Source organism: Alcaligenes sp. SMD-FA, from assembly GCF_025960365.1.
GTDB lineage: Bacteria > Pseudomonadota > Gammaproteobacteria > Burkholderiales > Burkholderiaceae_B > Alcaligenes > Alcaligenes aquatilis.
Window position 1 is genome coordinate 3,495,579 of the sequence record NZ_CP110108.1, and the last position, 15,127, is coordinate 3,510,705.

General features: G+C 56.7%; 12 protein-coding genes. 2 read left to right on the plus strand and 10 right to left on the minus strand.

Annotated features, from left to right (window positions below; all coding sequences use genetic code 11):
• Positions 1 to 6 precede the first annotated feature (6 nt).
• The 5 genes from OKX01_RS16160 to coaE all read right to left on the minus strand — a co-directional run bounded on the left by OKX01_RS16160 (position 7) and on the right by coaE (position 9,098).
• Entirely contained in the window at positions 7 to 3,111 is a 3,105-nt protein-coding gene (locus tag OKX01_RS16160; RefSeq protein ID WP_094197808.1) for an efflux RND transporter permease subunit, read from the minus strand.
• Complete coding sequence (locus tag OKX01_RS16165; protein WP_094197809.1) at positions 3,108 to 6,194, minus strand: multidrug efflux RND transporter permease subunit; 3,087 nt, start codon at positions 6,192 to 6,194, stop codon at positions 3,108 to 3,110. The genes OKX01_RS16160 and OKX01_RS16165 overlap by 4 nt, the downstream gene beginning before the upstream one ends.
• A 3-nt stretch (positions 6,195 to 6,197) precedes the next feature.
• On the minus strand, positions 6,198 to 7,469 hold the full coding sequence (locus tag OKX01_RS16170) for an efflux RND transporter periplasmic adaptor subunit (protein WP_094197810.1): 1,272 nt from the start codon (positions 7,467 to 7,469) through the stop codon (positions 6,198 to 6,200).
• A gap of 221 nt (positions 7,470 to 7,690) precedes the next feature.
• Positions 7,691 to 8,446, minus strand: a complete 756-nt coding sequence (zapD, locus tag OKX01_RS16175; RefSeq protein WP_094197811.1) for a cell division protein ZapD — start codon at positions 8,444 to 8,446, stop codon at positions 7,691 to 7,693.
• Between the two features lie 4 nt (positions 8,447 to 8,450).
• Positions 8,451 to 9,098 (minus strand): dephospho-CoA kinase, encoded by a 648-nt coding sequence (gene coaE, locus OKX01_RS16180; protein WP_094197812.1) that lies wholly within the window; start codon positions 9,096 to 9,098, stop codon positions 8,451 to 8,453.
• Positions 9,099 to 9,231: 133 nt separating this feature from the next.
• Here coaE and OKX01_RS16185 point away from each other — a divergent pair, with 133 nt between their 5' ends.
• Positions 9,232 to 9,870 carry a hypothetical protein gene (locus OKX01_RS16185; protein WP_094197813.1) on the plus strand — a complete coding sequence of 213 codons (639 nt, stop codon included), beginning with the start codon at positions 9,232 to 9,234 and terminating at the stop codon, positions 9,868 to 9,870.
• Between the two features lies 1 nt (position 9,871).
• Here the strand turns inward: OKX01_RS16185 and OKX01_RS16190 are convergent, their stop codons facing one another.
• The 4 genes from OKX01_RS16190 to OKX01_RS16205 all read right to left on the minus strand — a co-directional run bounded on the left by OKX01_RS16190 (position 9,872) and on the right by OKX01_RS16205 (position 12,724).
• Entirely contained in the window at positions 9,872 to 10,147 is a 276-nt protein-coding gene (locus tag OKX01_RS16190) for a response regulator transcription factor (RefSeq protein ID WP_094197814.1), read from the minus strand.
• Between the two features lie 637 nt (positions 10,148 to 10,784).
• Complete coding sequence (panC, locus tag OKX01_RS16195; RefSeq protein WP_094197815.1) at positions 10,785 to 11,633, minus strand: pantoate--beta-alanine ligase; 849 nt, start codon at positions 11,631 to 11,633, stop codon at positions 10,785 to 10,787.
• An 11-nt stretch (positions 11,634 to 11,644) separates the two neighbouring features.
• A complete protein-coding gene (locus tag OKX01_RS16200) occupies positions 11,645 to 12,487 on the minus strand; it encodes a segregation and condensation protein A (RefSeq protein WP_094197816.1) in 843 nt (280 codons plus the stop codon).
• Positions 12,488 to 12,532: 45 nt separating this feature from the next.
• Entirely contained in the window at positions 12,533 to 12,724 is a 192-nt protein-coding gene (locus OKX01_RS16205; RefSeq protein WP_009458738.1) for a DUF3460 family protein, read from the minus strand.
• Positions 12,725 to 12,801: 77 nt separating this feature from the next.
• On the opposite strand from OKX01_RS16205, the gene OKX01_RS16210 reads away from it, so the two are divergent.
• Positions 12,802 to 14,235: a DHA2 family efflux MFS transporter permease subunit gene (locus OKX01_RS16210; protein WP_108728511.1), complete on the plus strand. Its 1,434-nt coding sequence runs from the start codon at positions 12,802 to 12,804 to the stop codon at positions 14,233 to 14,235.
• Between the two features lie 60 nt (positions 14,236 to 14,295).
• Here OKX01_RS16210 and OKX01_RS16215 read toward each other — a convergent pair whose 3' ends face one another.
• Positions 14,296 to 15,126: a helix-turn-helix transcriptional regulator gene (locus OKX01_RS16215; protein ID WP_264672069.1), complete on the minus strand. Its 831-nt coding sequence runs from the start codon at positions 15,124 to 15,126 to the stop codon at positions 14,296 to 14,298.
• Position 15,127 lies beyond the last annotated feature (1 nt).

Consider the following 15,127-nt stretch of genomic DNA (forward strand, 5'->3'; position numbering starts at 1 on the left):
ATCAGCTTATGTATTCAAGTTTGTCTGGTTCTTGCGGCGCATGAAGCGATGGCGCAAACGATCCAGATAAAGATAAACCACGGGCGTGGTGTACAAAGTCAGGATTTGACTGAGCACCAAACCACCCACAATGGTGACACCCAGCGGCTGGCGCATTTCCACGCCCGGCCCGGAGGCCAGAATCAAAGGAACAGCGCCAAAAATAGCGGACAAGGTTGTCATCATGATGGGGCGGAAACGCACCAGGCAGGCCTCGTAAATAGCCTCACGCGAGCCCATGCCGCGCTCACGCTCCATTTGCAAGGCGTAGTCCACCATCATGATGGCGTTTTTCTTGACGATACCAATCAACAAAAATACTCCGATCATGGCAATCAGATTGAACTCGCCACTGGTCATCATCAAGGCCAGCAAGGCCCCAATCCCAGCCGAGGGCAAAGTGGACAGAATGGTCAGCGGGTGCATATAGCTCTCGTACAACATCCCCAGCACGATGTACAAGGCCACCAAGGCGGCCAGGAACATCAGGGGTTGCTTGGCCAGGGCATCAAGCATCTGCGCCGTATTGCCCTCAAAGCCGGCCTGAATCTCGCGGGTAGGCAACTGAATCCGGGCCATGGCCTGCTCAATGGCCTCTGTCGCCTGACTGAGGGTGACGCCTTCGGCCAAACCAAAAGACACAGACTCGGCCACCAGCAAACCCATGTGGTTAATGCTGCGCGGCGCGGTGCCCGTCGTAAAGCGCGTAAAGGCGGACAAAGGCACGCGCGTGCCATCTTTGGCAACGACCTCAATCTCCTTCAAAGACTCCAGATCCTGAGCAAAACGCGGCTCGACCTCCATGACAACGTGATACTGGTTCAACCGTCCAAAAATTGTGGAAACCTGACGCTGGGAGAAGGAGTTGTTCAAGGTCCCTGCCACCATGGACATATCCACGCCCAGGCGCGTTGCCATATCCCGATCAATTTCCAGTTGAACCAGGCCAGCCTTGTCATCCGTGCCTGTGTCCACGTCTACCAGTTCAGGCAATTCGGCCATGGCCTGCTGAACCTTGGGCAACCAGGTTTTCAGCAACTCCAGGTCGCTCCCCAGCAAGGAGTAGTCATAAGAGCCACTGCGCCCGCCGCCGCCGCTACCGACCGGAATATCTTGCTGAGGCACCATGAACATGCGCGCACCCGGCGTGGTGGATAAAGGATCGCGCAGGCGATTCACAATATCTGTTGTGCTGGCTTTGCGCTCATCCATGGGCTTGAGCTCAACCAGAATGAAGGACGAGGTGCTACCACTACGACCACCGGCAAAGACAGCCACCGAACGGATGTCCGGGTCCTGATTCAGGATGGAACGGAAGTACTCCAGCTTAGGCTCCATGGACTGGAACGAGGTGCCCCTATCGACCCGGAAAAACCCCATCAACTGACCGGTATCCTGCTGTGGAAACAGCCCCTTGGGCACCACCGCATACAGGTACACATTCAACCCTATCGTGGCGAACAAGGAAAACAACATCAGGCGATGATGCTTGAGCGCCCAATCCAAAGAGCGACGGTAAGCACGCCAACTGACACTGCCTATCCAGCCCAGAAAACGACTAAGGGGATGGGTAGACTCATGCTCTTGCGGTCCTGGGCGCAGCAATCGGGCGGACATCATGGGAGTCAGCATCAAGGAGATCACCAGGGACACCAGCACGGCCGTACACAAGGTGACGGCAAACTCCATGAACAGGCGCCCAGCCAATCCCCCGATCAACCACAAGGGAATAAACACCGCCACCAGCGACAGGCTCATGGCCGTGACCGTAAAGCCCACCTCCCGCGTCCCGCGCAAGGCCGCCCGCATAGGGGACAAGCCTTTTTCCAGGTAACGCATAATACTTTCCAGCACCACGATGGCGTCATCCACCACAAAGCCCGTGGCCACAATCAAGGCCATCAAGGAAATGGTGTTCAGCGTAAAGCCGAACAAATGCATGAAAGCAAAGGTGCTAATCAAGGAAGCAGGCACGGCGATAGCGGGGATCAAGGCAGCGCGCCAGTTTCGCAGGAACAGCAAGACCACCAGCACCACCAGGGCCACCGCAATAATCAGCGTCAGTTGGGCCTCTTCCAGCGTGGCGCGGATACTGGGGGTGCGATCCTGCGCCACCGTCAATTGCGCCTGGCTAGGCAGCATTTCCTCGATATCCTGCAAGCGCGCGCGGATAGTATTGACCGTCTCAATAATGTTGGCACCGGCCTGCCGACGCACAATCAGCAAAACAGCTTCCTGGTTATTCCAATACCCCAGGCTGTGAATGTTCTCGACGGAGTCCTCGACCTTGGCGACATCTCCCAAACGGATAACCTGCCCGTCCTGATTCTTCAGAACCAAGGGCTCAAAAAAACGGGCCTGATTGTATTGTTTCCCCGAATTGATCTGCCACTGGCCCTGCTCACCTTCCAGATAGCCGTTGGGACGCAGGCTGTTGGCGTTATTGATCACCGAGCGCACATCATCGAGCGCAATACCGGCCGAGGCCAACGCCTTGGGGTTCAGCCCCACCCGTACCGCAGGCAAAGAGCCACCGCCCACCTCGACCGAGCCCACCCCCGGAATCTGAGCCAGTTTCTGCTGGACAATACCACTGGCCATATCAAAAAGCTGCGCCTTGTTCGCCGTTTGCGACGTCAGCGCCAGCACCATGATAGGCATGGACGAGGGGTTGACCTTCTCGTAGGTGGGCACACTGGACATACCCGACGGCAACATCGGGCGAGCCTGATTGATAGCGGCCTGCACATCACGGGCAGCCCCTTCAATATCTCGGTCCAGATCGAACACCAGTATGATCTGGGTGGAACCCTCGCTACTGCGAGAACTCATCTCAGAGACACCGGCAATGGAACCTAGTGCCTGCTCCAGTGGGGTGGCCACACTGGAGGCCATGGTTTCAGGGCTGGCACCGGGCAAATTGGCCGAGACCGCGATCACCGGAAAATCCATTTCCGGCAACGACGACACAGGTAATAAACGCAGGGCCAAAGCCCCCATGAGCACCATGGCCAGTGCCAGCAGGCTGGAGCCCACTGGCCGGAAGATAAACAGCCCTAGCAAACGCTTCATGACAACTCGCGTACCGACTGAGCACCACGGCGGGTAAAGCGATCAAAGAACAGGTAGATAACGGGCGTCGTAAACAAGGTCAACACCTGGCTGGCTAACAGCCCGCCCACCATCACCAATCCCAAAGGTTGGCGCAGCTCGGCGCCAGAGCCGGTCGCCAGCATCAGTGGAATGGCACTGAACAAGGCGGCCAGCGTTGTCATCAGAATGGGGCGAAAACGCAGCAAGGCGGCCTGATGAATCGCCTCCTGAGGACTCATACCCTGCTCGCGCTGCGCCTCCAAAGCGAAGTCGATCATCATGATGGCGTTCTTTTTCACGATACCAATCAACAGGATGATCCCGATTACCCCCACCATGTCCAGATCCCGTCCGGCCAACAGCAAGGCCAGCAGCGCCCCAATCGCTGCCGAGGGCAAGGTCGACAAAATAGTAATTGGGTGGATATAGCTTTCGTACAACACACCCAGCACGATATACATGGTCAGCACGGCAGCCAGCATCAGCCACAGTGTGCTGGACAAGGAAGCATGAAACGCCTTGGCGGCACCCAGATAGCGGGTATCAATCGAGGTGGGCATGCCAATCTGGTCGGGCACGGTTTCAATCGCTTCAATGGCATCAGACAAGGAATAACCATCGGCCAGATCAAAGGACACATTCACAGACGGGAACTGCCCCAAGCGCTCCACCGATAGCGTGGTTGGCACCAGATCGATCCGCGCCAAGGACGTAATCGGCACGGGTGTGCCTGCTGCCGTCATCACATGGATATTTTCCAGATCCTGCGGGCCTTGGCGGTACTCATCCTTGACCTCCAGCACGACCCGGTACTGGGCAGACTGCGTGTAGATTGTGGAAATCAAACGCTGTCCGAAGGCGTCATACAGCGCATCGTCAATATTGGCTTTGGTCACGCCCACACGAGCCGCCGCATCCCGGTCTATATCCAGCAGAACCTGCAGGCCATCGTTTTGCAGGCTCATGGACGCCTCTTTAATCTGCGGCAAGGCATTGACGGCATCCAGCCAACGCGGCATCCAGGTGGTCAACACCTCCGTCTCTGGGTCAGACAAAGCCATCTGGTACACATTGCGACTGATCTGGTCGTCTACCGTCAGTTCCTGAATGGACTGCTGATACACCGATAAGTCGGGAATATCCTTCAAGCGCTCATTGAGCCTGTCCATGATTTCATTGGCACTGGCCCGGCCCGAGCCAATCGGCTTCAAGGCAATTTGCAAACGGCCATTATTCAAGGTGGCGTTCGTGCCATCTACCCCGATAAATGAGGTGACGGCCTCTACATCCGGGTCTTCCAGCACAATCGCCACAGCTTGCTGCTGCAAATAGCCCATGGCGCGGAACGAGGCGGTTTGCGGCCCTTGGGTAATGGCCTGAATCAAGCCGGTATCTTGTTGTGGAAAAAAGCCTTTGGGCACAATCACGTACAGCAGGCCCGTCAAGACCACCGTCCCCACCGCAACCCACAAGGTCAAGGTCTGGTGACGCAGCACCACAATCAGGCCACGGTCATAAGCCGCAATAATGCGGTCCATCCGGTTCCCCAACCAGGTGGTGAAGCGGCCATACTGGCGCTCGTTCTCGGGTTTGAGCATGCGCGCACACATCATGGGCGTAAGCGTCAGCGAAATGAACAGGGACAGCAAGATGGCGACGGCCAGGGTAATGGCAAACTCACGGAACAGGCGGCCAATAACGTCGCTCATGAACAGCAACGGGATCAGCACGGCAATCAAGGAGATGGTCAAGGACAGCAAGGTAAAACCAATCTGCGCCGCGCCCTTCAAGGCGGCTTGCAAAGCGGTTTCGCCCTTTTCGATGTAACGGGCGATGTTCTCAATCATCACGATCGCATCATCAACCACAAAACCTGTGGCAACCGTCAAGGCCATCAGGGTCAGGTTATTAATACTGAAGCCCCACATCAGCATGATGGCAAAGGTGGCGATCAAGGAAATAGGCACGACAACACTAGGGATCAGCGTGGCGGTCCACGTGCGCAGAAACACAAACGTCACCAGCACCACCAGCACGATGGCCAGCATCATTTCCTTTTGCACATGGTCAACCGAGTCCCGAATGGTCTGGGTCCGGTCCGTGGCCACGGTCACATCCACACCAACCGGCAAGGAACGACGTATTTCCGGCAGCAGGCTTTGAATCTGGTCCACTACATCAATGACATTGGCCCCAGGCTGTCGCTGAATATTCAACAAGATCGCAGGCACGGTGCCCATCCAGGCAGCCTGACGCACATCCTGAGCGTCCCGCACCACCTTGGCCAGCTCTCCCAGGCGTACAGCCGCACCATCCTTATAGCTGACGATCAGGTTTTCGTAATCCTGTACGGTTTTCAACTGCTCGTTGGCGCCGATACTGGTGGAGCGCTGAGGCCCATCCAGATTACCTTTAGGCTGGTTCACATTGGCTGCAACCACGGCTTGCCGCAGATGGTTCAACGTCAGATTACGCACTGCCAACGCGTTGGGATCGGCCTGAATCCGCATGGCCGGCTCCTGGCCACCCGCAATACTGACCAGACCCACACCCGTCACCTGCGAGAGCTTTTGTGCGACCCGTACATCAATCAGGTCACGTACCTCGTGCAAGGGCATATTGGGGGAGGTCACCGCCAGGGAAATAACTGGGGTGTCAGCCGGATTGACCTTGTTATAGATAGGCGGCGCGGGCAAATCATTGGGTAGCATCGTAGAGGCGGCATTAATCGCCGCCTGCACCTCTTGCTCGGCCACATCCAGGGGCAAGCCCAAATCGAACTGCAAGGTAATGCGCGATGCCCCACCCGAACTGGACGAAATCATCTGCGACAGCCCAGACATACTGCCAAAGCGCCGCTCCAGCGGTGAGGTAATCAAGGCCGCCACCACATCCGGGCTGGCGCCCGGATAAAGCGTAACCACCTGGATGGTGGGGTAATCGACCTGCGGCAAAGCGGCCACGGGCAACATGCGATAGGCCAGCAAACCGGACACCAGCAAAGCCACCATCGCCAAGGTGGTAGCCACCGGGCGCAGGATAAAGATACGCGACATGCTCACGGCTTACTCGCTTGCAGGACGTGGACGGCGACCCTCACCCGAACGTGTGTCTTGCTCTGCTTGAGCGCCTGCATCAGTTGGTGCCGGTTTTTCCTTGGCCTGGCCATCTTGCTGCATCACGTCGACCTCCGAGCCTTCGCGCAAACGGTCAGTGCCCTCCACCACCACGCGATCGCCTTCTTTCAGGCCAGTTTTAATCAGCGTCGATTCCAGGGTGGCAGTACCCAGCTCCACCACCTGAATATGAACCTTATCCTCGTCATCCAGGGTGTACACATAGGTCCCTACCGAACCCCGCTGTATCGCATGCGATGGAATCAGCAGACCTTGTTCCTGGCCCAAAAAGACGCGGGCATTGACGAACTGATTGGCAAACAGGGTTTCGTTGTCGTTATCAAACTCGGCCTTCACTCTCAGCGTGCCGGTATTGATATCGATCTGGTTATCCAGAGCCTGCAAGCGGCCTTTATCCGACAAGAGCTGAGCTTTGCTGTCGATCAGGGACACACGCAAAGGCGACTCGCTTTGTTTCATAGCCTCCAGCAGGCTGCTCAATTGGTTCTGCGGCAAGGAAAACTCCACGCCGATGGGATCAACCTGAGTAATCACGACAATCCCGTCGGTATTACCGGCAGAGACCAGATTGCCCTGATCGAGCTTACGCAGGCCCAAGCGGCCATCCAGGGGCGCCGTGATGCGCGTGCGATCCAGTTGCACTTGGGCTCGAGCGACTTCTGCTTGATTGGATTTGATCTGAGCCTGCAACTGCTGAACAGCCGTTTCCTTGGTTTCCAAGGCCTGGCGAGCAATCGAATTCTGTTGGAACAGGACGCGATGACGAGCCAGCTCCTGCTGCGCCCCCTTCAACTGAGCCTGACTCTGTGCCAGTTGTCCCCGGGCCTGATCCAGTTGCACTTGGTAGGTACGCGGATCAATCTCGGCCAACAAATCGCCGGCCTTCACACGCTGCCCATCCTTGAAGTGAATACGCTCCAGCACGCCATCGACCTCACCGCGTACCGCAACTGTCTGCAAGGGCTTGACCGTGGCAATCGCATTGACTGTTTGGTCGATCAAACCCGTCTTAACTGTGGCTACCTGAACCGGCACTTTGGTGGCCCCCATCATGCCGCGCGGCCCGCGCATGGGGGTAGGTGTATCTGAAGGGGAAGACAAGGCGTAATAAACAAGGCCTGCTGTCAGCAGCAGCCCTACCAACACCCAGACATAGAAGGATCGGGACCGCCGACCTTTGCCTGTGTTCAACTCCGACATGAATACTCCCCGGCTAAAACTTAATTGTCTCTATGCACGGTCTAATAAGCGTTTAAGCACTACCTATCGTGACGGCGACACGCATTATGCCGCCAAAACACGATAGCAATTAGCCTGAAACGATCAAGAGATACAAGCGCTGACAAAACAGCCCCCTTGCTAGACCACGCTGGCCCAGCAAGTATAAAAGCGGCTATCTGAACCTTATATGAACAGCGTTGTTAGCCAAAGTTGCAACGGGCTAGCCTAAAGGGGATATCTACCGTTACGGCCTGCGGTTTCAATTGATTGTCTTGCTGCACAAAGCGTATCCAGATGACGTAGCGGTTAGCGCTCATTTCCGGATAGATGCAGGCACCGGCATCCACCCATACTCGCAACAACTGGAAGGTCTTGCCTGCCAGCATTTCTTGATAAGAGCCGTCGCGAGCTAGCAGGTCAGCCGGGTCGCCCGACTGGCGCAGCAAGCGCAAAATCAAGGCCAGACCATGATAGAGCGGCAGGAAAGACTCCGACCAGCGGCGCAGGTCCTGGACACGATCCGTATCGGGCCGCTGCTGCCAGGAATAATAAGAAGGCATGTCCACCTGAGACGTACCGCCGGGCACCGCTACCCGGCCCCGCAAACTGGTCAACCATTCATTGTCGCGCAGGCCCTGCCCCACCCGCCCTTGGGCCGACAGGTCAGCAGCCGCACGCACAATTTGCTCAATCATCTTGTCCAGCGCCTGCAGCTGAACACCGGGGTGCTCGCGCAGCGCAGCCAGCGCCACGCGCTGACGCTCCAGATCCTGAAGAACGGCAGAACGTAAATCGGTCCGATCCGAGATGTCCAGCAAATCAAACAAAGTCGCTACAGCGATCTGATGCGAGTACGCATCCTGGTTGGCTGAAAAATGAAACAGCCTATCGAACAAATACTCGACTCTCAGTAAAGCCCGGACACGCTCATTGCAGGGGTATTCGTATAGAGTCACGCGTTTAAAACCTTTTTTTGTCGACTGTAGGGTCAGACACGTCGTGGTGTCGGGCCGTCAAGGCACACCAGCGTTGGTGTACTGCCCGCGCCCGCTCTTCCAACAGAGGCAAAGTCGTCTGCCCATCGTTCAGAACCACATCGTCGGCCACGTCCAAGCGTTGCTGACGTTGCGCCTGTGCTGCCATGATACGTTCAATTGTGGCCACTGCCAGCCCGTTACGCTTCTGTACGCGCGCGATCTGGGTCGCTTCATCACAATCGACAACGCAAATCCGATCCACACGGTCGCGCCATCGTCCTGACTCCAGCAGCAAGGGTACAACCACAACAAGATAACATCCTTGCGCTTTCAAGGCCTGTGCTTTTGTTACATCCCAAATCAAGGGATGAATGATGGCCTCCAGGCGATGACGGGCATTGGGGTCAGCAAACACACAGGCCCGCATCCAATCCCGATCCATGGAACCGTCCGCTGCCAAGGCCTGCGTACCGAAGGCGGCACGAATCGGTTCAATGGCCAGGCCACCGGGCGCGGTCAGCTCATGCGCGATCACATCCGTATCCACAACGGCCGCCCCCCAAGAGGCAAAAAAATGGGCCACCTGGCTCTTGCCCGATCCAATTCCACCAGTCAGCCCAATCGTCAGCATGAACAATCCACAGATAAAAAACAAAACTGTAACGTACCCGCGCCAATCCTCCTACCCGCAATAGGCCTGAGACTGTCCCGCCCCCCTGGTCTAGCGTAGAATTCAGCTATCAACCCGTCCACGGAAGCCCGCCATGTCTTTCTCCACGATTTCCCCTCTGCGCTCCCTTACCTTGCTTTCGGTCGTTTTGCTGGCCGCATGTGCCCAGGCGCCCGTTCAGCCCAGCCCTAACGAAGGCCGTGGCTCCACTCAGAAAGACGCCCTGCGCCAAGCGCAAGGCAGCAGTACCGCCCGTGCCCCCTCACAAATCAATTTGGGGTTTGGCAATCAGGAAGGCCTGCACGCCATTACACCGGCCCGCGCTGAACAGCCCGCCGTCCAGGCAGATCGCAGCGTTCCCGAACTGGCTGAACCCAAAACCTTCCTGGGCACCCTATCCTGCCCGCCACAAAGCGGCGCTTGCGAGCCCTACAAAATCAGCGTCACCCTGGCTCCCGCAGGGCAATGGCGTATGCGTGCCACCCCAGTCGGCGCGGGTCAGGAACACCACAAGAGCGGCTGCTGGGTTCCAATCGGTACACAACCCACCCGCATCGCCCTGTTGGCCGATAACGACTCGACGCTGGCAGACCTGAGCTTTGTGAACAACAACGTCTTGCGTATCAACACCTTCAACCAGCAGCGCCCCACACTGGAAAGCCACTTGACTCGCCAAGCCGACATCGACCCAGTCAGCGAACTGGACGGCCAGGCCAACCCAGCTTGCCGCTAAGCTAAGGCGCAGACAGGCCGCCCATCAAGCTGGGCGGTAACACATCCCGCAGACCTGGCTCGCTGAACACAAAACGAGTCAACTCAACCGCATTGCGCACGCGTAACTTCTGGAAAACGCGTGCCCGATGCGCTTCAACCGTACGCTGGGAAATCTCCAATTCAGCCGCAATAACCTTATTCGCCTTACCAATAGCGATATAAGACAACACGTCGCGCTCGCGCGGAGTCAGGCTTGCAAAAAGCACAGAGGCGGGAAGGTGACTATTCAATACCATGTCAGTCTCGTATATCTGTACCAGGCGAACAGGCCGCCTGCGAGGTGAAGAATTAACCATAGACAGAGTTTGTCATTTTAGGCAGGGACTACACGACTGTTAACTTATACGGGATGTTTTTGTCACAGGACTAATATAAAGACAAGAATTTCAATGTGTCGGAAAACAGCCATTTCTGCCGATAAATTAGCGATAAGCCTAGGCAAAACCAGCGCCCTACCGCCCACCACAATCAAATTACTCACCTAGGTCAAAATTATTAAGCGGGCAGGCGCGAGTACAAACCCCACCCATCAACAGCCATCAGAGATGCCGACTCCAGGGCTATGAGCCCCTCTGGCGCGAGGCTCAGGGGGGACGGCGATTCAGACTGCGCCCGGAGCTATCTCTGGCCAAGGGCACCGGTGCACAGCACTGGCAAGTAGTCCGCCTTCCCCCTGAGCCGCGCGCCAGAGGGGCGACGTACTGAGTCCACCTATAGTTTGAAGGAACAAAGACCGCTACTACCCACGACCAGAAAAGCAGGCACAGACAAAGACAAAGACAAAGACAAAGACAAAGACTACAAAATCAAACCACACAGGTATAAAAAAAGCACAGCAAAAGCTGTGCTTTTCTCACCAAATAACACAAGAAATCAGGCTTTAACCATTTCCAGGTTGTCGATCAAGCGCGTCGCGCCCAACTTGGCCGCGGCCAATGCCACCAAAGGCTCACCGGCTGCGATTTGCTCTTCAGTTGGTTCCAGCAAGTCCGACTGACGACGCAAGGCCATATAGTCCACCTTCCAGCCCAGATCCGTCATCTTTTTGGTCGCATAAGCCTCGATCTGCTCGCGGCTTTGACCTTGCTGCAAACGCTCATTCATCTCCTGCAGCGTGCCATAAATCTGCGGGGCCTGAGCGCGCTCCTCGGGACTCAAATAGCGATTACGCGAAGACATGGCCAAACCATCCTCTTCCCGCACCGTCTCGTGAGCCAGAATCTCTACCGGCAACTGGAACTGGCGCACCATCTGGCGCACCACCATCAACTGCTGATAATCCTTCTTCCCGAACACGGCCACACGCGGCTGCACACAGGAAAACAGCTTCAACACAACCGTACAGACCCCTTCAAAGAAATCCGGACGGAAGTGGCCTTCCAGAATTCGACCCAAATGATCAGGCGGGCTGACACGGAAACTTTGCGGCTCCGGGTACATCTCGCGCTCCGAGGGAGCAAACAAGACGTAGACATCGCGCTCTTGCTCCATCTTGGCCGCATCATCCTGCAAGGTACGCGGATAACGGTCAAAATCCTCGTTAGGACCAAACTGCAGACGATTGACAAAAATACTGGCCACCACCGGATCGCCATGCTGGCGAGCCATCTTCATCAAGTCCAGGTGGGCTCGATGCAAATTCCCCATGGTTGGAACAAATGCCACGCGTGTCTGACCCTGGAGCTGATCGCGCAGTTCTTGGATGTTATGGACGACTTTCAAAAAATTCTCCGCTACGGAATAAGATCAGGCCCATCGGCCTGCGCTCGAATATAGGTCAGGCGCAAATAAATAGGAGCGTAGGGCTCGGCCTGCGTGATTTCAAGCAGTGACTCTCGTGCCAATTCCAGCATGGCCAGAAAATGCACGACAAGCACCGCCGCTGGATCACCCTGATCCAGACGTTCATTAAACAGCTCAGTAAACTCCATGAAGCGCACGTGCTGCAAACGTCGCAGAATCTGGCTCATGTGATCGCGTACCGACAACTGCTCGCGCGTAATCTTGTGACTGGCATTAAGCTTGGCGCGCTTCAAGATACCCAGCCAGGCCTGGCGCAAATCATCCGCACTCACTTCGGGCGGAATGGCTTCCACAACCAACTCGGCCTGAGCGTTGGCCAGCAGATAATCGCGTCCCATCAGGGGCAACTCGTCCAGACGACGCGCGCCCTCCTTCATGCGCTCGTATTCCAGCAAACGACGCACCAGCTCCGCACGCGGATCCTCAACTTCTTCACCCGTGTCCGCGCGCCGCACCGGCAACAACATGCGAGATTTGATCTCGATCAGCAGCGCCGCCATCAAAAGATACTCGCCCGCCAGCTCCAGATTCGTGGCGCGAATCTGCTCGACATAAGCCAAATATTGCCCAGTGACCTGAGCCATCGGAATGTCCAGCACATTGAAGTTCTGCTTGCGAATCAAATACAGCAACAGATCCAGCGGGCCTTCAAAGGCGTCCAGAAACACTTCCAGCGCATCAGGCGGGATGTACAGATCCTGGGGGATCGCAAACAGCGGCTCACCATAAAGACGCGCCAGCACATCCTCGGGCTGAGGAGCTGGCGTATCCACAACGGGCTGCTGTGCAATCTCAGTCACAGGCGCGGGCGTACAGATTTAGTTGTTTTCGTAGTACACGTAAGGTTTTTGAGGCGTACGAGCAGCCTTGTAACCATCTTGCAGTTCCTGATCAATCTGCTTGTCCCACAGACGATAGCGGCCTTCACGCTGCCGCGCTTCGGTATCCGCGTTCTGCTCTTTATACTGTTTAAGAAACTGGGTAATTTCGGATTCGAAATTCTTTGCCATAATACCTGTACGCCTAAAATAAATTGGATAACAGAAAAGTTTGAGTTTACTGCACCGCACACCAGAGAGTTCGCCGCATGGCATCTGAACAGACCGAAGCCACCAAACCGGCAACCCTGTCCCCTCAAGAGCGTCGAGCCATACGCATTATTCCCTACATTGTGGGATGTGCATTGTTCATGCAAATGCTGGACTCTACGGTTGTCGCCACTGCTCTGCCCACGATGGCCTTATCGCTGGATACCAGCGTCATCCGCATGAATACCATCATTACCAGCTACTTGCTGGCCGTGGCTGTATTCGTTCCTATCAGTGGGTGGGCTGCAGACCGCTTTGGTGCGCGCAAGGTGTTCCTGGCCGCCATTCTACTCTTTACCGCCAGTTCTGTTGCATGTGCCCTGTCCCAGACCCTGTCACAACTGATCATTTCCCGCGTGATACAAGGCATGGCGGGAGCCATGATGGTTCCGGTAGGTCGCATTATCTTACTGCGACGGGTGCCTAAAGATGAGCTTTTAAGCGCCATGGCGGTGCTGACTTTACCCGCCTTGCTGGGCCCTATCATCGGTCCGCCTGTGGGTGGCTTTTTAGTCACCTATGCCAGTTGGCACTGGATTTTCCTGATCAACATCCCCGTGGGGGTACTGGGTATCGCTCTGGTACTGCGTTACATCCGCGAGGACTACCCCACCGAACGCCCGCCCCTGGACTGGCTGGGCTTTATCTTGAGCGCCATCTGTCTGGCCACGCTGGTAACCAGTTTCGAGAACGTAGGCCACGGCACCATTAGCTGGGCTACCCTGGGCTGGCTGACTTTGGCGGGTCTGGTCGCGGGGGCATGGTACATCTGGCATGCACGGCAAGTAGCCTATCCCATTATTGATTTGTCCTTGCTACGCACCAAGACCTTTGCCATTTCTGTATTGGGCGGCAATCTGTGCCGCTTCTCGCTAGGGGCCTCACCATTTCTGTTAGCGATCATGCTGCAAACCAACTTTGGCATGAGCGCATTGTCGGCGGGTCTGATCACCTTCACCGGGGCGATTGGCGCTCTGGGCATGAAACTGGTGGCTCCACCCATCATCCGACGCTACGGTTTTCGCAAAGTCCTGATCGTCAACGCCTGGCTGACAGGCTTGTTCATCGCCCTGTGCGCCATGTTCCAGGCCACCACACCCATGTGGCTCATGATTGCCGTCCTGACTGCAGGTGGTTTCTTCCGCTCCCTGCAGTTCACCGCCGTCAACACCCTGACCTACGCCGACCTGGAATCCGAAGCCATGAGCCAGGCCAGCAGTTTCGCCGCCATGGCGCAGCAACTGGCTATCAGTCTGGGCGTGGCATGTGCGGCGGTAACGCTGAATGTCAGCATGGCATTGCGCGGCGCCAGCAGCGTAGAGACCCAGGATACGATCTGGGCCTTTCTGATTCTGGGCGCGATTACGGCGATATCGAGCCTGTCTTTTGCCCGGCTGTCAGCCAGTGATGGTGAATCGTTGCAGAAGAAGTAGGTCTACTTTTCTCACATCAAGTGCAGACCGACAAAACTACAGGAGCAAGTCAAGAAGCTCCTAAACCGGCTTATCCTCATCCTCCAGCAACATCACCAGCTTGCAGTCCGGGCGTATTGCCAGGCGAAAGGTAAACTGCTGAAAGCGGCGCACGCCTTGGCTGGGGTGTCGAAAATCCCGCAAGCCCCCTTCCCGCTCCACCACGGTCTGGCGCCCCCACCAGAAGGCGAATACCTGGCTTTGATGCGCCAACTCCTGAATCAGGGCCTGTACATCGGCTTCATCGGCATGGGCGCCCACGTCGGCGCGGAATTCGGCCACGACGCGGCTGGCACGCTGTTCCCAGTCCACCACCAGCTCACGCGCTGCCGGGTCCAGAAAGATATAGCGCAGTAGATTGGGCTGCTCGCTACGATCGGGCCAACCATCGAACAAACCCAACAAGGCTTCGTTGCGGGCCAAGACGTTCCAACTGCGATCCAGAATGTAGGCCGGGGCGGAAATACTATCAACGCATGCGCTCAGGCCTTGCGGCAAGGGTTGAATATCACCCTGCCAATGCTCGGGGTCGGCGCAGTCGGCCAGTTCAAACAGGTAGTGGCGCTCAGCTCTGGCCAATTTCAGGACCGTTGCCAGGCGGGCGCAGACGGTGGGGGACACGGTCACGTCACGGCCCTGCTCGATCCAGGTGTACCAGGTGGTGCTGATATCGCACAGCTGAGCCACTTCTTCACGACGCAGGCCAGGAGTGCGACGACGCACGCCAGGGGCCAGGCCCAGATCTACAGGCCGGATGCGTTCCCGCGCATGACGCAAGAAGCGGCCCAAAGCCTGACGCCGGGTTTGGGACGTGCTCTCGACGCCGCCCGGATTAGGCCCCGTCATTCCCATA